Here is a 20,274-nt window from a genome sequence, read left to right on the forward strand (position 1 = left end):
ATGAAACGCAGAACTTTTATGAAAAATTCCCTGGGCACGGCGATTACAGCCGGCCTGGGCGGAATTACGCTCAGCAGCTTCGGCCTGACAAAACCCACGCAACTTGAAAGCGAAGATATACGACAGCATTTAAAGCCCAAAGATGCTTATGATCTTCATTTTATGGCTGTAGGCGACTGGGGACGCAACGGTGCTGACCATCAGTTGGCCGTAGCAGGACAGATGGGCCAATGGGCCGATCAGCACCCCAATGACTTTATCATTTCTACCGGTGATAATTTTTACCCCTCCGGCGTGGTCAGTGAGCATGATCCCTTGTGGCATTATTCGTTTGAAAATATCTATACCGCATTTTCGCTGCAATGGGACTGGTATCCCATTTTGGGAAACCACGATTATAAATCAGATCCCGATGCGCAGGTGCGCTATAGCGGTATCAGCAGGCGCTGGAAGATGCCTTCGCGTTATTACAGCAAGACATTTGCGCTCAAGGATGGGGAAAAGGTCCTGATGGCTTTTATCGATACCAACCCGATGATTCCTGAATTTTACAGTAACAGCGAGTATGGGCCACATGTTGCGGGACAGCAACCCGAGAAACAGCTCGCCTGGCTGGATCAGCTACTGGAAAATTCGGATGCACATTGGAAAATTGTTATCGGCCACCATCCCTTGTATACGGCAGGACCGCGTACAACGAATTATGACACGCTGGCCGTGCGAAAGGTCCTGGAATCTATTTTTGAAAAGCGGGAAGTTGATATATACCTTTCTGGACATGAGCATTCCCTGCAGCATTTGAAAGTTGAAGGCAAGAAGTTTCATCAGTTTATCTCGGGAGCAGGATCCGAAATAACCCCGGTGAAAACAGATTTACCGTATGGCCGTTTTGCGAAAGATCAATACGGGTTTTTCTATTTCTCGGTCAATAGTGGAGAAATTGCTTGTCAGGTTATCAGTCATGAGGGTATAGAGCTGTATCGGACGGTGGTTACAAAAGTATAACCCAGATTCGTACCTGCTTCGTACCTTATTCGGATGCGATACAGATATTGTACAGGTACTGAACAGATATCGTCCAGACCCTGAACAGGAATTATCTGTTCGGAAGCTGGTCAATAATGGTTGCAAGTCTGTCCATCTCCGAAGGTGGTACGAACACAATACGAAGACAATATGAAGACATTAGCGTTCGAGATAAAAAACACACAGGCTAGCCTGCGTTAAAAAAGAAGCCTTCATCGGACGCCTTTTTTGAGCGTTAGATGAAGGCTTCATATTTTTGTGTTAAATAGATATGCTGCAGGACTTAGCTGCGAAAAAGAACACAGCGAGCCATACAAGTCCTTTGGCCAGAAAGAAGAGGAATGCTCCAATTCCGGCACGCTTAAGCCATTTTGATTTTTTATCTTTTTGCTCCATTTAAGGAATTAAACACTATCGCACTTGTTTTAGTTTGCACTGGCAATAGGAGTGAATACTTCGCCAAAGTTATAAAAAGTTTGGTTAGCAATCTCTACTGCGCGGTCATAAGTTGACGGATCTTCGGAATATTTGTTTAATACTGTTGTAAAACCAGCCCACATGTCACGGCTATTTTCGCCATAACCTTCAAAGAAAGAAGTTCCTTTGGTAACGCCATATTTATTGAGCATCTGTACGATGTACGGACCACCCATGATTGAACCTTCCAAAACATATAATGATGCAAGTGCTTCCTGTACATTTGCTACTGCTGGAGCATTTGCTTCAGGCAGGTTATCTACATTACCACCCAAGGCTTCAATATCACTTTTGATGTACGATGAATTACGGCGTTCGGCCAAATCTGGCAATACTTCTGCGGTTACAAAAGGAGCGATGCTATCTTCTACAGCGCGGAAATAAGCATAAAAGCCTTTTAATACTTCAGCATAATCTGCTTCAGAACGAATATTTTTCAATTGGCGCACGATCGTTCCTTCTACGTTTTGGTGAGCTGCGTGCGTTTGCTCTTTGATATGTTGACTTAACATGTTTCTGTTTTTATTTATAACGATTCTATACAAAGATTTGTATTTATTTTCACAAATTTATGCTGTTTTCTGCTTTATCATCTATGAAAAATGGTTTTAATTTAAACAAGAGTATGACAAAATTCAGCTGTAATAGTTTCTTACTTTAATTTGAAATTTGTTTTGAGTAGCAAATTTTCTTCTGCTGGCAAGGGAAAATAAGTAGCGGATGAAATTGCCTTGATACGTTGGTCTCTGGCAATATCTTTTAATGCCGCTCCAAGCCAGGCTTCCTTTGGATCCCCGGGATGGCGGGAGGTATCGACCGGAGCTAAATTCAGGTCTACGGGTATGCCGTCAAAATAATCCGACCAGCCATCGGCATTTCGGATAAGAAATGAAGCCAGGTAAATATCGAAGGCTCCTACACGTATGGAAAAAAATCCGACGGGTTTGCCAAAGGTTTGCTGGCCGATGAGTCGCAGCGGAAGATAGGGTTTGAAACTGCTAATCAAAAGCTCACTAGCCGAAGCTGTACGATCAGAGACAATACAGGATAACTGCTGCAAAGAATTGAAATGCCCCTTTTTGATAAAGTAATGTGTATTGGCTTTTTCACTATAATCTACATCAGCCATTGTCGCGGGGCGTCCTTTATATTGGACCACTTTGCCACTGGCATCCAGATAGGGTTGTTTAAGGAGTAGTTTTGCTCTGCCTTGCTGCACATTCGGATGAAATTGCTCGCTGAACATAACTTTTTTATCCAGTCTGGCCGGGCTAATGAGGTTGGCTAGATATTCGGCTGTTTCCACATAACCGCCACCGTTATGACGTAGATCGAGGATTAGATGAGTAACTTGCTGCTGTGCGAGTTCGGCCGCAAGTTGATCCAGTTCGGCCTTCACTGTCTGGAGCTCTGGAAAAGAGGGGATGTATACATAAGCAATCCGTTTATTACCTGCGGTCCAGTAAGACAGGTGTGTCGCATACCGATAGGGGGTGGTGGTACTTGCCATGTGACCGCTACTTTTCTTTTCAGTCCGACGGCGTTCCAGATACGAATATTTGGGCTTATTGGGAATGGTTGACCATTCATAGGGCTTATCATTCTTGCGCAAGGCGTATTGGCTGAGCGCAAAAAGTTCACGTTCGTAGGCTGTTTGCTCAGGTTCTATTTGGGCATATTTTGCCCGCGGATCAAAAGTGGTATACGAAGGGAGAGATTCCTGCCAACGGTAGAGCTGTTTGGCATACAGGTATATAGAATCGAGTGTGAGTTCTTTTTTTGTTCCTGTTTTTGGACTAATAAGTTCATCGGGTGAAGTCGCTGTTCTGCTGTTTTGCTGGCAAGCCGAGATAACGGCTGTAATAAAAAATAGACCAATTATTTGGCGGAGTAGACTCATTATTTGATGCGCGTTTTATCCTTTACACTTGTAGCTGATCGGATACAAATTATATAATTATCTGAAATTTAATACTTTTTTGCTTTTTTATTTAATATAAAAGCCTAATTTTGTGCCAATTTATTTAATTTTTGATACCTCCGCTGCTGTGGAGTACTCAAATGTCCCAAAGCTAGTCCCTTTGGGATTTTTTATTTTAGGGCAATACTGGCCGCTCGGTCTTGGTCGGTACGCTCGATAAGCTCTCCAAAAAAGCCACGATATTTTCCTGTTCTTTACTGCTCAATCGGACGTTTTGAATATGCGGCGATAAGGTGCCATTGATCTGTTGTCCTGATTTTTGGGGCATGCCCTGACTCAGCAGGTTGATCAGTTCACTTAAGCTTGCAATACTACCATTGTGCAGGTAGGGTGCAGTATGGACTACATTGCGCAGGCCCGGCGTACGAAATTTACCTTTGTCTGTTTCCAGTCCTGTTGCCTCAAAGCGACCATTGTCCAAGGCACCTTTGCTGGTAACAGCATAACCCAGGTTATGAAAATCGAGATCGGTAAAGAAGGCACCATTATGGCAGTTGATACATTTCCCTTTTGTGCGAAAGAGATGGAGACCTTCAAGCTGTACATCATTTAATGCCTGGTAATCTCCTTTGATAAAACGGTCGAAGGCGGTTTCACCACTGCTAATTGATTTTGAATATGCTGCTATAGCATCCAGCAATCCTTCGACGGTCATCGTTTGCGTAGTATAAGCCGCTTCATATAAACGAAGGTATCCAGGTATAGCTTGCAGCTTAGCGGGTAAAGCAGTCGTATTTCCGCCCATTTCGATCGGGGAGTTGATGGCTTCGGTGATCTGCTCTCGATAAGTCTTTGCGCGGCTATCGTGGAAGAGTTTGCCTTCCAGGTACCAGACATTTTCCATGGAAGGTGTATTGCGGTGATGCAGGGCCATGCCATCTGCCGTTGTTTTTTGGTCGATCCAGTAGGTGTCCGGATTATGACATGAAGCGCAAGTCTTCATGCCATTACCGGTGCGGGGGTCGAAAAATAAGGCTTTGCCAAGTGCTACAAGCTCGGCCTTATCTTTCGATGGGTTTTCGGGTATAGCGGCCAGTTCACGTACCTTGATATTGTTGTACCAAGCGGCGGCTGGCCATTGTGCTGCCGACTTACTATATTGTTGGCGTAAGGTTTCTTCTGGCAAAGTCGGAGCTGTAGGCTCTTCTGGGACAGAAGCGCTCTTGCTGCAATTGCATAGTACCAGTGCCACGAAGCATGCTGCGATCAATTGCATTCCGTGATAGCGAAAATACGCGGGCAAAAATATCGTAGGCAAGGCGTTAATTAATTTAAAGTGATACTAAAATCACCTTCTGACAATAACTTCCCGTTTTTATCCATCATCTTCAAGGATTTAATTGCGTTTCCCTGTACAGATACGGGAATGGGTAGCTTTATCGTCATCGCTGCAACATCAAAGACTACATTGTTGATAGTATATTCGTTATTGAGGTTATCAATCGCTATAAAATGGTCAAAATCTGCCTTGAAATAAAGTTCATAAGTCTCTTTACTATTTATGTTCAGCACCAGGTCGCCGCCCTTTTTGCCAGTATAAAACATACCTTGCCATTGTATGACGTTGTATAATGTTGGTAAGAATACTTCAAAAGCATCGGTGAGCACCGTGTAGCGTCCAGAGATCAGTTTGATGTGGTAGATGCCAGGTCTAAGATCTTCTGGAGTGTTGAATTGTGCGATAAAAGATGTTGGAGGTTGAGAAAAAGAAAGTAAGGTTTCTTTTCCATCCTTATCGACCAGATAGCCCTTGGTTTGCGCCTCGTCTGGCAGGATATTTTCTCCTCGTACTACAAAATTCTCATTTTTTGGGTAACTAAGGTAATATTTACCTTCGGCCAGATTCATTTTTGCCTGTATCAGAGGCTGGTTGTACTGGAATACCAATGTATAATTTTTGCTGGATCCGTCCTGTGCCCGCACAGTATAGGTAATTGGTTTGTCGGATTGTAACTGTATTGCTGTCCCAGATGCAGGAATAATTGTCGCTAATTCCGAAATTTTAATCGTAGGCGTAATGCTTTCGGGCTGCTCCACCAGGGGTGGCCAATATAAGATAATCTGGTCATTCACGATGCTAGCTGATAAGGTTTTACCATCAGCGTCCTGAATGCTAAAGGATTCGATGTCATTGTAGGGTAAGCTGGGGTATTCGGTTTTACAGGACCAGCATGTTAATGCTAGCATAAAAATAGCTAGAAATTGAAAGTTATGTATTTGTTTTTTCAAAAATGAATGTTGCATAATTTTTTTTGGTTAAAAAATCGTTATGCGGATGATGATTAGGTTATAAAGATCCGCAACCCATCCACCAGGTTGCGGGATCTTCTATTCATTAAAATAGGAAAGACTATAGTGCCTTAACTTCGATATTGATATCTGCTTTTACCTCTAAGCCAGTAATATTTCTTTGGCTGACATTGCTGAAGTTAAGCAGTTTGACTGCATATTTAGCGCCTGTTCCATCATTAACTAATACAGTTAATGGTTGGACAGCTTCGTTTCCATGAGTAACTGGATCGTAGGCATACCATTCGTTATTACCTTGCGATGATACTGAAGTCGCAGTTGCCCAATCTGCCGCTGTAACGGAAGAGATGTCTTGTGTTATAGTTCTGATTGAATAGCCTGGATTTGCTTTGATTGAACCATTTACATGGCTAAAGAATGCGACCTGGCCGGAGGCGCTTAAGCTTTGTGCTCCTGTAGCAAGATTTAAATAAACTGCTGGCCAAGTTGATGCTGCGGCAGGACTCCACCATTGGCCAACTACTGTGTAGTTGCTGTTTGCTTTAGCTTGCTTTAAAGCCAAAGGAGCTGTTGCTGATTCTGTTGTTGGAGCTGCTGCCCATACTGCTGCCGATAGCACAGTCACGGCCATCGCTGATTTTAAGATAGTTTTGATGTTTGAGTTCATGTTGAGATCTCCTCTTGTTTTAATTTATTTAATTTTGATGCCACTATGGCATACTGTGGATGCTTGTTTATATTTAAGCCTATCGTATAATATCCTATAGTAACAGGCTCAAATTTTATTACAGTGCTTTAACTTCAATAATAGCATCTGCCTTCATCTGAGTTTCACCATTAATTACCCTTTGCTGTATATCGGAAAAGTTGTTAAGTTTTAATGCATACAGTGCGCCAGAAGGGTTTCCAACTAATACAGTAATTGGTTGTATTGGCCAAATACTTATAGTCGATAGGTCAAACTCATACCATTCATTATTTCCTAATGAAGATACCGGCGTTCCAGATAGCCAGTCGTTTGCCGATACAGAAGAAATATCTTGCATAACCGTTCTAAGTTCAAAACCTGGATTAGCACTCAACGTTGCATTAGCAAATCGAGAGAATACGACTTGACCATTATAATTCAAACTTTGGCTACCCGTTGTAAGATTTACATAAACAGCTGGCCAATTATTTACACCTACAATATTAGCCCATTGACCAACTACAGTTATATTATTGGATGCTTTAGCATGTGAGAGTGGTAAAGATTCCGTTAACGGAAGTTGTTTTGGCAATACAGCATATACTGCTGCCGATAGCACAGTCACGGCCATAGCAGATTTTAAGATAGTTTTGATGTTTGAGTTCATGTTGAGATCTCCTCTTGTTTTAATTTATTTAATTTTGATGCCACTATGGCATACTGTGGATGCTTGCTTATGATTCCGTTATTGTACTTGGAGATAACTGTGTCTTTACAACATCGGCCCAGTCTTTAAATTGGAACTTAACCTGTACGTTTTCAAATGTTCCCGTCGGAAGATCTGCAGGTAATGAAACTGTCATTTCTGTTCTCGTGTGCGACTTGATAATCAATGGATAATCTTTGCCATTGAGTGTCATAATAACGGCTGTAGGATCTAAAATCACTTTATCTAAGTTGGCTTTAATAGTCCAATCCTTATTTTTTGCCAAATTTAGTCCCAATAAGCTAACAATTACATCGGGTTGGCGATATGTAATCTTGAGCGGATTGGCCAATGTAACAGTATGATTTAGATTGGTTACCTCAACATCATAGGTGCCTGCCAAAATATCGGATGGAATGCGATTTTCTCGCTCAGTTCCCGTGTAGGATAGTTGATAAGTACTACCCGATACTTTCAAGCTATTGGGCGTAGACATCTTATAGCGTACTTTAGTTTCTTGATTAATAAGTGCAATACTTACCAATGAAGGATTGGTATGCATAAAGGTTCCATTAATCGCCGGGAAACCAGTGCCAGGACCTTTTGTAAGGATAAGAGACGAAGTTGTATAAAACTGAGCCTCAAAAGTCGGTGTGCTTTGTAATTCAATCTTTAAGCTATAAGTTCTAGTGGTACCTGTAGCGGACTTTACGGTATACGTCTGGTTCTTTTCATCTGTTTTAACAGGTAAAATTTCTTCTGCAATACTGGCTCCATTGGAGAGTGTAATGCTCGGATCTATCACCAATAAACCATAGTAGTAGGGGACATATACGGTAATGGTATTGGCCTCATTGTCGACGGCTCCATAAATAACTTCGTCATTGGGGAGGTTGGTGACTTTGTATTCCAGTATTTTGTCTGCTGGAAGTAAGGCTAATTCTTCCGTTTTGGTGCAGCGGGTTAGCAGCAATCCTACAAAAAGGAAGCTTAAGATGCTGTATAATCTTTTCATGTTAGTTTAGTATCTAATAAGTACGCTATACTTATTTTTTTAGTTAGCAATTGTAAATTTGGTACTGCCAGCTTTGGCAAGTACATATTGGAAAGAAAAGTAGGGTGTAGGCGAATTTGTATACCAATCCTTCGAATCGAGCAGATCTTTGTAGATACTCTGCATTTTGATCTTGGCGTAGTTTCCATTCGCCGTACGGACAACTAGGGTATGCCCTTCTATAGGCCAGCAGACGTGTTTTTTGTTTTCAGCACCCCCGCCTTTGAACGTACCGTTAAAATCATACAGATACCAGCCCAAGCCTTCTCCAAAATCACCGGAGTTATCAGTACCATATGCTTTTTCACCTTTGCGAAACTCGGCGTCTGAAGGGATATCGATTACATCTTCAAACTTTTTCTCGACAATCAGGATTCCGCCTTTGCCTGGGCCACCTTTACCAAATCCGTTTGCTGTATTGTTGCAATTGATAAAACTGCGATATATTTCTGAGCAAGAAATGTCCCATCGTGCAGTTAGTTTATAATCCGACGTCACAGCTTTGTTCTGTTCCAGGCTGTAATATATTGGTGATTGCGCCGTGGTTGGTGCACTTCCAGCAGGTAAGTCTTCTCCAAAATTCTTAACAGTAATCAAGCGGTTGAACATAGCTTCTGGTGCAACAGGATCTGGTTCAGGCTCTACTACTGTGGGGTCGCTTTTGCTACAAGACCCCAACACAATTAAAAATGCCAGTACCGGTATGAATTTTAATAGGTTGCTGTGTTTCTTTATTTTCATTGTTACTAGTTTTTTTTGTTAGTCAATACTTTGTCCCTTTTCTATACATGCAGTAGGGCTGTTAGTATGTTATTTTTATTTAAATTTATTCTAAATAATAGTAAAGATAAAATCTTTTGCTGATAAAGTGTGTATGAAAATTGGTATTTAATATATTTTTTTCGGTTTTTGATTGTTGGTTAACAAAAGCAGCTGGAATTTTAACCAGCTGCTTTTGTTAATGCTATTTAAATTCTTGGTAATCGATGGAGTAGAAAACATAGTTATCTGACGCCATTGCTTTATTTGGTGTCTCATTGGAATATACGCTGTTGACTTTAAATTTAAAATAAGGCTTTCCATCTTTTGAAAGAATAAACGTACGGTCTTTAACAGCTATAACATGGTGTGTTGTCATATCGTAACCAGCCCATCCAATAGCAGTAGGAGTTAATGCAATACCAGCTTTGTTGTCAGTCAATGTTGCAAATTGATCCGCTGAATTGACAGTCTCATAAGCTTTATCTATATAAGACAGTGTAAATGATTTTGCAGTGTTTGCGATCACATCCATGACGCGTTGTTGTGCGATTAGGGTTAATGGGGCATCAGCAGTTTGTAGCCCATCGTTCTCCTTAAAGTCGAAATAATAGGTTTGCGCTGCAGTTGTTGTTGCTTTTCCATCTTCACCGATTGTAAATTGTTTAAAGTTACGAAGTGAATAGGTATTGCCTGTACGCTTGATTGTTCCTTGTGTATTGATGGTTTTGGAAACCTTTGTTAAATCAACAGTTTCACCGTCTTTGACCATAACCTTAGCTTGGTATTCCGGCTCGACTTGCTCCACCTTATCATCATCCTTACTACAAGAAGTAAAACCTAAACTCAATGCACATAGCAGTGCTGCTGTTGTAAATAATCTATTCATCTTTAATTTAATTGTGTAATTTTTCCTTATTATAATGTGTTTGTATTTAAATCTTTACTGCCATCCTGCTGTACATAATATTTAAATGTGTAGTATGGGGCAGGCCAGTTCAGGTTGGTTACCGCCGCTGGATTTCCTTTATAGGCATTGATCAGCTGTAATTTGGCATATTTGCCATCGGGTAAGCGAATCGCATAGGTACGATTGGGGAGCGCCTGCATAATATGGGTGCTCAAACTATAACGAAACCAGCCATCCGAACCATCGGTTGCTGCCCAGCCAATTTTGTTGACTTCACTTTTGTTAAACTCTTCATCCGAAGGGGCTACAGTGACACTCTGATAGGCTTGTCGTAGTAAAACCACAGCGGTATTGTTGACTTGACCGCCATAACCTGGATTGTATTCATGCTGGGCATTGTTCACATAGATCTCCGAATTGTAAGGACCTGTAAAGGCAATATCCCAATCTTTTGTTTTAAGCCACTGCGCTGAATCAGCTTTGGTTTTAATCCATATTTGCTTTTGGTCTTTAAAACGAAAAAGAAACGTAAAAAATGGTCTTTGCTCTTTTCCTTCAGTACCTTCACCCATGGCTGCATCGGTATCGCCAGCAAGATCTTTGATCAAGGTACTTTTGCCATCTTCTAATCCGATAGTATAGTCTTTGTCTTTCCCACAGGATACCACTGTCAATAACAATAGTGCTGAAAAAATACAACGGCCAATCTTCTGAAAGGAAAGCCAGATGCTACATTCTCCAATAATCATTCGAATCGTTCTCATCTTTTATCTTGTACTTGGTGTGCTAAATTCTTGTTCATTAGTCCTTATTATTCTTTTATCCAACGGTAGCTGACGCCGCCCATAATAACACGTCCAGGTTGCCCGAGTAAATAACGGCTGGTAAAATTGAAGAGATTGTCACCGATCAGACGGAAGGTCAACCTTCTGTTCATCAGACTCTTTTCTACTGTCATATTAACCAGTGTGTGATAGGGGATAAAGATGTCGTATTTGTCGATAAACTGGTTGCCATTGTATTCCTGAAAAGGTGTGGCACTTCTGAAATTAACCCGCGCATTGACGTTGACACCCCAGGGTTTATATTCATATTGGGCTTTTGCGTTGAACATGTGTCTCGAACGGTCCTCAATACCCCAATAATCCGATTTTTTGCTCTGGCGATATTCGCCTGTAGCGGGATCGTTGATCTGGTTGTAGGGATAACTGCCTTTGGCAATACTGTCCAATACACTCAGGTCTTTGGCAATCAGATATTGATAGCCCATAGACAATTGCAGATCTTTGGTTGCCTGATAAGTCAATGAAACTTCAAAACCTTTATTCATGGCTTTGGGCAGGTTGCGGTAGCTATAGATCTGTGCGACTTTGGTACCATTACCTACACTAACCGTGTTGATCTCATTGTTGATCCGATGGTAGAAGACCGAGAAATCGGCCTGAAATCTATTGGACGGACTCCAGGTCAGTCCAAGATTATTTGAAATGCTGGTTTCGGCTTTGAGGTTACCCGCCACCAAATTGAGCATATAGCTGTTTTTATAACTCAGTTCTCCGGCTTGATCCATGGCTGCAATCACATCGGCTACGCGTTCTGAACCGACGACCAAATAGTTGGCTGCTGGATTGAAAAAGACCTGATAGCGCATCTTATAGTCGGGTGCTTTGAATCCTGCGCCAATACCGCCTTTTATTAAGAGGGTAGGACTGACATGGTATTGCAGACCCAAACTCGGGCTGAGATGACCATTGTAGACGTTGGTCTGATCGTAGCGTAAGCCCAGCGTAGTTAGCAATCGGTCTATTGGTTTCCACTCAGTCTGCAAATAGGCAAAGGCACTATTCAAAGATCGTTTGGCATCCAGATCTTGGTTGTCCATGAGTTCGAGGCTACCGCCTATACCGCCGGTGAGTTTGACCTGTTGTGCAGGGCTATACGCAAATTGCTGTTCGATACGGTGTACATTCTGACCGAACTGCTCGGCACTGGCTACAATACCCTGCTGTAACCATTGTGCGGCAATCTGAGAATGGAAACGCGAGAAATAATAACGCGTCATGCTGCGCAGTCCCGATTCAAAATTATGGTCGTAACTTGCCGAAAGATTGATGTCCTGATCTTTTTGTTTATCTTGTAGTGTAGCCGATTCAGACCAGGCATTGATCATTTCAGATTCCCGGGCTGCATAGCGCCCTGTCACACCTAAAGTCCCATTTTTGCTTGTACGATAACGTACTCGACCCTGGAAACTATAGTTGGTATAGGGGGGGAAAGTGGTACTCTTGGAGTCCAGATACTGCTTGTCGGTATTAAAACCATCTGTGCGGTAGTAATTGCCCGAAAAGACGGCGCTCCCACGTTGATTAGCAAAAGGTGTTTCTGCTTCCAGTGTTGCATCAACGGTATTGAGACTGCCATAAAGAATCGATGCCTGTGCCTGTGGTGTGATAGCACCATGACGGGTGATGATATTGATGGATCCACCCAGCGCATCACTTCCATATAAACAGGAGGAAGCTCCCTTGATGATCTCGATGCGCTCTATGTTGGTCACCGAAATACGGGATAGGTCAAAGTTTCCACTATTGCGGCCCAGCATGGGCTGTCCGTCCACCAGCACCATCACATAGTTGCTGCTGAAGCCCTGAATCTGCACACCTACCGCTCTGGATCCTCCGGCAATATCGTTCACAATGGCAATACCGGTCTGCTCTTTGAGCACCTCATCGAGCCGACGGCTGCCCATAAGTTCAATCTCGCGCTTGGTGATGACCTTGACGGGCATAGCCGCATTTTCGGCCTTGATAAGATTGTCGACAGCCTGCGCTTTTCCCTGCACATCAACGATATCCATCTGACGGTCCTCGGCTTTTAAAACTAGGGTTAATTGCTGATTTTTATCTTCTAAATCGATGACCTGCCGTTGCTGCTGATAACCCAAAGCTTGTACTTGGAGTTCATAGCGACCCGCGTAAAGCTGATTGAACTGAAACCTCCCTGCAGTATCTGTTTTAAAAGCATATTTATCTGGATAAAGATAAACGGTCGCATTGGCGACGCCTTTATTGGATTCGTTCTTTAATACACCCGAGATTTTCCATTTTTCCTGTGCTTGCACAGTGTAGATCTGGCAGGCGCATAGGGCTATCAGGGTGCTTGTTCGAATAGATGAGATGCTTTTAAACACTATTTTTATTTTTACTAATTCTAAATAATGTTACAAAAAACGGTAATCCAACTCAATTTTTCTCTATGCAAAATGTCATAAATTCTATTTTATCCGTTTTTTATAGACTGAAAAGTAGTTTGTTTTTGGAGTTATTTTGTTGTTAATTAGTTTGTTATTGCCTTTTTTGTGGTATAACACGCTATTCAAATAGATTGGATATAATTTGTATTTAGACTGATTATTGATTTGTTTTGTGCTCAAGTTGAACGGCGAGATTCAAAATCCATACTTGGAAATCCGCCATTGTCATCCTGGAGATAAAGAATTACGATGAGTAGATTTTATGTTATTATACTGTGTTTTTTGATGCAAATCGGTGGATGGGCGAGGGCACAGCAGAGAATTATTACGTTAAACAGTTCGTTGACCGAAACGGTCTACGGACTGGGAATAGGCGAGCACATGGTCGCTACCGATGTGACAAGTATATCACCCAAAGCGGCGGCGGCCTTACCGAGGGTAAGCAAGAATCGTTCGGTGTCGGCCGAAGGTTTATTATCTTTTAAACCAAGCATTGTCATTGCGAATGAAGGTGACGTATCCAAAGCGGTCATTCAGCAAATTCGCGCAGCCGGCGTGAAGTTTGTCTCCATTAAACCCAACTATTCTGTTCCGGGTGCACTTCGTTACATCCAGGAGGTCGCAGATGCCGTCGGTGAATCCGCTGCCGGTAAAAATTTGGTTACCCGAACAAAATTAAGCCTGGATCATACCCTAGAATTGGTGAAAAAGGAAAATCAAGGTAAAGCAGTGCCCAAAGTATTGTTTTTATATGCCCGTGGTACAGGTACCATGAGTGTGGCGGGTAAAGGCAGCAGTCTGGACGCGATGATTAATTTGGCTGGTGGTAAAAATGCGGTTCAGGAATTTTCGGATTTCAAACCCTATACCACTGAAGCGCTGGTACAGGCCAATCCAGATATTGTATTGCTATTTGATTTTGGCGCAAGTAGTCTTGGCGGTGAGGACGCTATCCTCAAATTGCCGGGCATGCGTATTACGAATGCAGGTAAAAACGAACGTATCTTGGTGATGAATGCCTCGCTGCTGGTCAATTTCAGTAACCGGCTGCCAGACGCAATCTTAGAATTGCACCGTGGATTTGGAAAAGTGATGGATTCAAAATAAAGCCGGTGCAAAAGAAACAGAAATTTATCCTATTGGCTTTGGGCCTGGTATTAGGTGTTGTAAGTATTGTTGCCTTGGGGATGGGGGCCTACCATATTCCGTCCGCCGATATCTTAACGATGTTGACGCAAAAATTGCACTTGGGGAGTGCCGAAGGTGTACATAATATGCAGGAAGATGTTCTTTTTGAGATTCGTATGCCGCGTCTTTTGCTCGGACTTTTGGTGGGAGCAGCACTTGGTATATCCGGTGCTGCGATCCAGGGTATATTCCGCAACCCTTTAGCGGAGCCCGGATTGATCGGAATCTCATCTGGAGCTTCTCTTTTTGCGGTATTGATCATTGCCTTTGAGACTTTTCTCTTTACCTCTTTGGCTGCTTGGATTGGGTATTATATATTGGCTTTTGGCGCTTTTGTGGGCGCTGGTTTAACCGCTTTTTTGGTTTACCGTATTGCGAGTAAAAATGGGCGTCCCAATGTGACAACGATGTTGTTGGCGGGTATTGCTATCAATGCTTTTGCAGGTGCGCTAACGGGTCTGATGACCTATATGTCGACGGAGCAACAGTTACGTACCATCACTTTTTGGATGCTGGGCAGTCTTGGCGGGGCTACCTGGGATAACCTTAGGGCTTTGGCGCCATTTATTTTGATTCCGGTACTGATCTTGCCTTTTTTTGGAAAGTCGCTGAATGCTTTTTCCCTTGGGGAGCTGCAGGCGGATCTTTTGGGTATGCGTACCGATCGCGTCAAACGCTGGGTGGTTGTCTTATCCACACTTGCTGTGGGAGCATCAGTTGCGGTATCGGGTATCATTGGTTTTGTGGGATTGATTGTTCCACATACTGTTCGCCTGATGGGCGGAGCGGATCACCGATTTGTGCTTCCTGGTTCATTGTTATTGGGAGCACTGGTGTTGACATTGGCAGATGTAATTGCCCGGGTTGCTGTTGCACCTATTGAATTGCCCATCGGCGTGATTACAGCTTTACTGGGCACACCGGTATTTTTGTATATTTTAATCAAAGATAAATAGTCTTTTGGCAGAGGCTTTAAAAATAATTGCATTATGCTACGTGTAGAGAAGATCAACTACGAAGTGAACGGACGAAAGCTCTTGAAAGACATTACCTTTCAGGTGCGCAAAGGTGAAATTCTGGCAATCCTCGGAGCTAATGGCGCTGGTAAATCGACGCTGATGGGGGTGCTTTGTGGTGAAAAGAAACCGGATTCGGGGGCTGTTCATCTCAATGGCAAGGCGCTGTCGGCATACGAGCCTGCGGCTTTGGCCAAATGCAGGGCTTTACTGAGCCAACAGCAGCAGACGACATTGAGTTTTAACGTAGAAGAGATTGTGCTGATGGGGCGCTATCCGCATTATAAGAATACGCCCAAACAACAGGACTATAAGATCGTGGCCGAAACCATGGAACTTTGTGGGGTATCTGCTTTTGCTGAACGGGATTTTTTGAGCCTCTCCGGCGGTGAGCAGCAGCGTGTTCATCTTGCACGTATCCTAGCGCAGATATGGGATAATCCGGATGCGCTGTTGTTATTGGATGAACCTATTTCTGCATTGGATCTGCACTATCAGCAGAAAGTACTTGCCATTGCACGTGCGCTTGCCCGAAAAGGATTTATGGTGGTGCTGATTGTGCACGACGTCAATTTTGCCGCCATGTATGCCGATCGTATTCTGATGCTCAAAAATGGTCGAAAGCTCTTTCATGGTACTCCAGTTGAAGTATTGGCCCAAAAAGAGATTTATACCATCTTTTCGGTCGAGTCCAATGTCATTATGAATCCAAGAACATTGAAACCTTATGTTCAGTTGGAGGAAATGGATATTGACTTGGATTAATCATGTTATTTAGAAAGATTATAATAATTTTAGAATACCATCTTATTTCGTTAATTTTAACTGCTTCAGGCTTATTTAGGATTTGTAATCATGTTGGTGAAAAGTAAAATAGTAGAGTTGGCAGATTGGCTTTTTGAAGAAGAAATTCCGGACGGCTATGTTCCCGACAAACCTTTGGTCGAAAATAGGATATCCATATCCAAGGATCCCGTCCATATGGAGAATTTTCAGCTATCGACTTCAGGATTGTTTATCTTGCATTCGAAAATGCAGTTTGATCTGCCAGTACAGGTGCTTACAGAGATCGAGGGAGAGACCATAACCAGCCAGTTTATTTTCTTTAAGCCGACGGACAGCAAACTGCCTTATGGCATGAGCCGGCATAATATACGCTACATTCCTTCGGTCAAATCCATCCATGAAGTGGAACCCGGTATTGAATATACGTATTTTATAGCCGTTATTTCCAAGGAGTATTACCTCAATCTGATCAAACGCGATTCGTTATTGCATCAGCAATTTGTACACGAGATTGAAAAAGGTGAATACGTCTCTTTCTCTGAAGAAGATCTGATGGCGACCTACGAGATGCAGCATACCATAACCGAGCTGATCGAATCCAAAAAGAAGGGTGAAATCCGTAGGCTTCATACCGAGTCGCGAATTGTTGAGCTGCTGATGTATCAGTTTGAGCAATACAATGAGAAAACTGAAAGCAGTGATTCGCTCTTTCATGAGGAGGACGTACAGCGATTGGAGATGGCAAGACAGATTCTTGAACAGCGTATTGCCAATCCACCGACCCAAAAAGAACTGGCAGCGGAGGTGCTGACCAGTGAAAGTAAACTGCGTAAGGACTTTAAGGAATATTTTTCTGTGACCATTCACGACTACCTCACGCGGGTGCGCATGGAAAAAGCCAAAAGCTATCTGCTCGAAGATAAGATGACAGTTTACGAGGTTGCATTGTTAACTGGCTATGGCCATCAGAATAACTTTAGCAGTGCTTTTAAAAAATATTACGGGATCTCGCCCGGCGAGCTCAAAATCTAATTAAATTTTTCTTGCTACCTGCCTTTTTGAATAGGAAAAATGAGATCTTCTGAGATTGCGTAACATTGATATTTAATCGATAGTTCCCTGCTGTCAATTCCTGTAAATTTGCTAAATGCAGGTAGGATGATCTGATGCTCAGAGACTAAAAAACAGGGTAGGCGAAGTTGCCGCTTTGGTGGTATAACGATACTCACGCCAGGATGTAGGTGTCCGCTAATCCGGAAGGATGATGGATCGATTGCTTCGGAAGGATGATGTTTAAATTGTATTTGCTGTAGAGCAAAAACTTCGTCATGGTGTTGGATAGCAAATTGCTCGGTGATATTTTTCGATAGCCGATCATGATTTCCTTTGACCAGGTGGAGCTGGAGCCCAGTATATTTTTTTCTAAACTCTTCCAATAACAGAACTTCACGATTGATGCTTGCATGAACGAGATCACCGACGACAATAACTTGATCGGGTTTATAGTGATCTACTAATTCTTCAAGTCGTTTCAGATCGGCAATAGCTGTATCAGTGGGGATGGCAATGCCGTTTTTTCTGAAATGTGCAGCTTTGCCAAGATGGAGGTCTGATAGGATCAATGCTTTTTCTGCTTTCCAAAATATAGACCTTTGATTGTTAAGTGTTAATTGTTGTTTATTGAATGTGATTGTTTGTTCAAAAAGCTTCATCTTCTACGTTTCTTTTTTTGCGCGTTGGTCTTTTCCATTCGTTGAATACGTTCAATCAGTACCTCACTCGACAACGACTGCCGAAGACTGTCCACCTTAATGGGAAAGCTTAGTGGCGTATATTCTTCGACAAAGGTATAACGTATTTTGCTATTATTAATCCTATCGAATGCTTTTACTAAACGATATTCTTCCAATTGCTGATTGAATACTTCGCTAAAAGCTTGTTTGAGGAGTAAATTGTCGGGATCGTGTTCCATCAGTACCCGGAAAATAATTCCAGATGAAGCTTGTAAAGATTTGTTATTTTGCTGGGTGCCCGGATAGTTTTGGACAACCAATCCTGAAATTACAGCGATATCTCTAAATTTGCGGCTAGCCATTTCTGCGGAATTTATGCTGCTTATTACATCTTCCATTAGATTTTTACGGCTCAATACTTCTTCGAGCTGTGTTTGGGTCAGTTGAATTTCTTTATCGGAATAGAGCTCAAACCCATAATCATTCATGGCCATGGAAAAACTGATGGGATACAATTTGCTGATACGATAAGCGACGAGGGCAGCCATCACTTCATGTATTAGCCTGCCTTCCAAAGGATAGAAGAAGAGGTGATAACCTTCTCTGGTTTTGATATGCTCAACCAAGAATTCCGATTCGCTCGGTACTGCAGAAAGGGAGGATTGCTTTGCTATAAGGGGAGCTAGGAATTGCAGTTCTTTTTCGTTTGATGGGGGATTTTGGGATTCCGAGAGCTTTTTGCGAAGAAAGTGACTGAGATTGGACGAGAGCGGTAGTCTGCCGCCAAGCCAGCTTGGCGTTATGGCTTTTCCGGATGAATTTTTTACAAATACAGTCATGTCCTTAACCATAATAAGTTCTAAGATTCGTCCTGCGAGTATGAACCGTTCGCCTTTTTTGAGTTTGCTTATGAAGTATTCTTCGATCATTCCGATGTAGCCGCCCGAAAGAAATTTGACACGCATCATGGCATCGCCTACAATGGCACCGATATTCAGCCGATGCAGCAGAGCCAAACGACGGTTTTTGATAATCCAATTTCCCTCTTCATCCTGTATAACTTTGTGGAATTCTTCGTAGCGCTTACCGATTTTTCCGCCTGAGGTAATAAAATACATGCACCATTGCCATTCTTGCTCTTCCATATATCTAAAAGCATGGGTATTAGCGACAGTCGCATGCAGTTCTTCCGAACGAAATCCTCCGCCCAAGGCGATCGTTACCATGAATTGAACAAGCACATCAAAAGTCTGCACCATCGGATCGCGGTTTTCGATGGTTTGCGTTTTCACTGCATCTTTCAATGCTGCAACCTCAATAAGTTCCAGTGAATGTGTTGGAACGAAGTAGATGGTTGATGTTTCGAAAGGACTATGTCCACTTCTACCAGTACGTTGCATAAATCGGGCTACACCTTTGCTTGATCCAACTTGAATAACCGTATCCACAGGCTTGAAATCTACACCTAAATCCAATGAAGAGGTGGATACGACAGCCTTAAGTTTACCGCTGCTGAGATTCTCCTCGATCCATTCACGTATGTGCGCATCTATAGAGCTGTGGTGGAGGGCGATTTGTCCAGCAAAGTCGGGGTTAGCCTGTAAAAGGAGCTGGTACCACATTTCACTTTGGCTGCGTGTATTCGTGAAGAGAATCGTGCTTTTACTGTTGAGTATAATAGGAACGACTTGATCGGCGAGGTTTCCTCCTAAGTGACCTGCCCAGGGCAGTAGTTCCACTTTGCTGGGGTAAATTGGTTTGATTGCAATCCTCTTTTTTTCTTTGGCAACAATTTGAATGCGTTTTTTTTCTGTTGGTAATAGAACCTCCATCGCTTCGTTAAGATTGCCAATTGTTGCTGTAATACCCCAAACACGCATTGTTCTATATTGTGATTTGAGGAAAGCGAGAGCAAGTTCGACCATAACACCGCGTTTATTGCCCATAAGTTCATGCCATTCATCGACCGTGACACATTGGAGATTCTTAAAATACTTTTCGCGTTGTTTGTGCGCGAGTAGCAAATGCAAACTTTCTGGTGTAACGAGGAGGATATCAGGCATCGATCGTGTCTGTCTGGCTTTCACCTTGGCATCGGTATCCCCGTTGCGAACCTCGACTACCCAATCCAGTCCGATATCGTCTATGGCTTTTTGCATGGCACGGGCAAGATCTTTTGCTAAAGAGCGTAATGGAGTTATCCACAGTAGTTTTAACCCCTTTTGGTAGCGCTCTGGCTTATTTAGAAAATCTATCAATACCGCCATAAATAGCGAAAAAGTCTTTCCAAATCCTGTGGGAGCGATGACCAAACCACTGTAGCCCTGTGCGTATTTCTCCCAGGCCTTTGTCTGAAAGCTAAAGGGACTATTTCCTTGAGATTCAAAATAATTGTTTACAATTCGGAATCCCTCACTTTGTACTATTTTATCGCTCACTGTATGCTA

Annotated in this window: 18 protein-coding genes; 5 read left to right on the forward strand and 13 right to left on the reverse strand. The window is 42.7% G+C overall.

Annotated elements, in window-relative coordinates; genetic code table 11:
- Nucleotides 1-1,005, forward strand: a complete 1,005-nt coding sequence (locus B3139_RS07155; RefSeq protein WP_293881318.1) for a metallophosphoesterase — start codon at nt 1-3, stop codon at nt 1,003-1,005.
- A 446-nt stretch (nt 1,006-1,451) separates the two neighbouring features.
- On the opposite strand, the gene B3139_RS07160 is transcribed toward B3139_RS07155, so the two are convergent.
- The 11 genes from B3139_RS07160 to B3139_RS07210 all read right to left on the reverse strand — a co-directional run bounded on the left by B3139_RS07160 (nt 1,452) and on the right by B3139_RS07210 (nt 13,041).
- Nucleotides 1,452-2,015 carry a biliverdin-producing heme oxygenase gene (locus B3139_RS07160; RefSeq protein ID WP_293881320.1) on the reverse strand — a complete coding sequence of 188 codons (564 nt, stop codon included), beginning with the start codon at nt 2,013-2,015 and terminating at the stop codon, nt 1,452-1,454.
- A 140-nt stretch (nt 2,016-2,155) separates the two neighbouring features.
- Nucleotides 2,156-3,403: a S41 family peptidase gene (locus B3139_RS07165; RefSeq protein WP_293881322.1), complete on the reverse strand. Its 1,248-nt coding sequence runs from the start codon at nt 3,401-3,403 to the stop codon at nt 2,156-2,158.
- A 196-nt stretch (nt 3,404-3,599) separates the two neighbouring features.
- The gene (locus B3139_RS07170; protein ID WP_293881324.1) at nt 3,600-4,742 is read right to left on the reverse strand and encodes a cytochrome-c peroxidase; all 1,143 of its coding nucleotides are present in this window, start codon (nt 4,740-4,742) and stop codon (nt 3,600-3,602) included.
- A gap of 8 nt (nt 4,743-4,750) precedes the next feature.
- A complete protein-coding gene (locus B3139_RS07175) occupies nt 4,751-5,671 on the reverse strand; it encodes a hypothetical protein (RefSeq protein WP_293881326.1) in 921 nt (306 codons plus the stop codon).
- Nucleotides 5,672-5,834: 163 nt separating this feature from the next.
- Nucleotides 5,835-6,401, reverse strand: coding sequence for a hypothetical protein (locus B3139_RS07180; RefSeq protein ID WP_293881328.1), 567 nt, complete (start codon nt 6,399-6,401; stop codon nt 5,835-5,837).
- A gap of 118 nt (nt 6,402-6,519) precedes the next feature.
- Nucleotides 6,520-7,089, reverse strand: a complete 570-nt coding sequence (locus B3139_RS07185; protein ID WP_293881330.1) for a hypothetical protein — start codon at nt 7,087-7,089, stop codon at nt 6,520-6,522.
- A gap of 67 nt (nt 7,090-7,156) precedes the next feature.
- A complete protein-coding gene (locus B3139_RS07190; RefSeq protein WP_293881332.1) occupies nt 7,157-8,143 on the reverse strand; it encodes a hypothetical protein in 987 nt (328 codons plus the stop codon).
- A 39-nt stretch (nt 8,144-8,182) separates the two neighbouring features.
- Complete coding sequence (locus B3139_RS07195; RefSeq protein WP_293881334.1) at nt 8,183-8,923, reverse strand: HmuY family protein; 741 nt, start codon at nt 8,921-8,923, stop codon at nt 8,183-8,185.
- 223 nt (nt 8,924-9,146) lie between these two features.
- On the reverse strand, nt 9,147-9,830 hold the full coding sequence (locus tag B3139_RS07200) for a hypothetical protein (protein ID WP_293881336.1): 684 nt from the start codon (nt 9,828-9,830) through the stop codon (nt 9,147-9,149).
- Between the two features lie 29 nt (nt 9,831-9,859).
- Nucleotides 9,860-10,615 carry an HmuY family protein gene (locus B3139_RS07205; RefSeq protein ID WP_293881338.1) on the reverse strand — a complete coding sequence of 252 codons (756 nt, stop codon included), beginning with the start codon at nt 10,613-10,615 and terminating at the stop codon, nt 9,860-9,862.
- Between the two features lie 47 nt (nt 10,616-10,662).
- Complete coding sequence (locus B3139_RS07210; RefSeq protein ID WP_293881340.1) at nt 10,663-13,041, reverse strand: TonB-dependent receptor; 2,379 nt, start codon at nt 13,039-13,041, stop codon at nt 10,663-10,665.
- A gap of 312 nt (nt 13,042-13,353) precedes the next feature.
- Here B3139_RS07210 and B3139_RS07215 point away from each other — a divergent pair, with 312 nt between their 5' ends.
- The 4 genes from B3139_RS07215 (at nt 13,354) to B3139_RS07230 (ending at nt 17,126) form a co-directional block, all read left to right on the forward strand.
- Complete coding sequence (locus B3139_RS07215) at nt 13,354-14,211, forward strand: heme/hemin ABC transporter substrate-binding protein (protein WP_293881342.1); 858 nt, start codon at nt 13,354-13,356, stop codon at nt 14,209-14,211.
- A gap of 5 nt (nt 14,212-14,216) precedes the next feature.
- Nucleotides 14,217-15,248 (forward strand): FecCD family ABC transporter permease, encoded by a 1,032-nt coding sequence (locus B3139_RS07220; protein WP_293881344.1) that lies wholly within the window; start codon nt 14,217-14,219, stop codon nt 15,246-15,248.
- Nucleotides 15,249-15,281: 33 nt separating this feature from the next.
- Nucleotides 15,282-16,073 (forward strand): heme ABC transporter ATP-binding protein, encoded by a 792-nt coding sequence (locus B3139_RS07225; protein ID WP_293881346.1) that lies wholly within the window; start codon nt 15,282-15,284, stop codon nt 16,071-16,073.
- A gap of 90 nt (nt 16,074-16,163) precedes the next feature.
- Entirely contained in the window at nt 16,164-17,126 is a 963-nt protein-coding gene (locus B3139_RS07230) for a helix-turn-helix transcriptional regulator (RefSeq protein WP_293881348.1), read from the forward strand.
- Between the two features lie 14 nt (nt 17,127-17,140).
- On the opposite strand, the gene pdeM is transcribed toward B3139_RS07230, so the two are convergent.
- Nucleotides 17,141-17,806, reverse strand: a complete 666-nt coding sequence (gene pdeM, locus B3139_RS07235; protein WP_209579914.1) for a ligase-associated DNA damage response endonuclease PdeM — start codon at nt 17,804-17,806, stop codon at nt 17,141-17,143.
- Nucleotides 17,803-20,265, reverse strand: a complete 2,463-nt coding sequence (locus B3139_RS07240; protein ID WP_293881351.1) for a ligase-associated DNA damage response DEXH box helicase — start codon at nt 20,263-20,265, stop codon at nt 17,803-17,805. The genes pdeM and B3139_RS07240 overlap by 4 nt, the downstream gene beginning before the upstream one ends.
- Between the last annotated feature and the right edge of the window lie 9 nt (nt 20,266-20,274).

It is taken from the genome of Sphingobacterium sp. UBA1498 (assembly GCF_002325125.1).
Classification (GTDB): domain Bacteria; phylum Bacteroidota; class Bacteroidia; order Sphingobacteriales; family Sphingobacteriaceae; genus Sphingobacterium.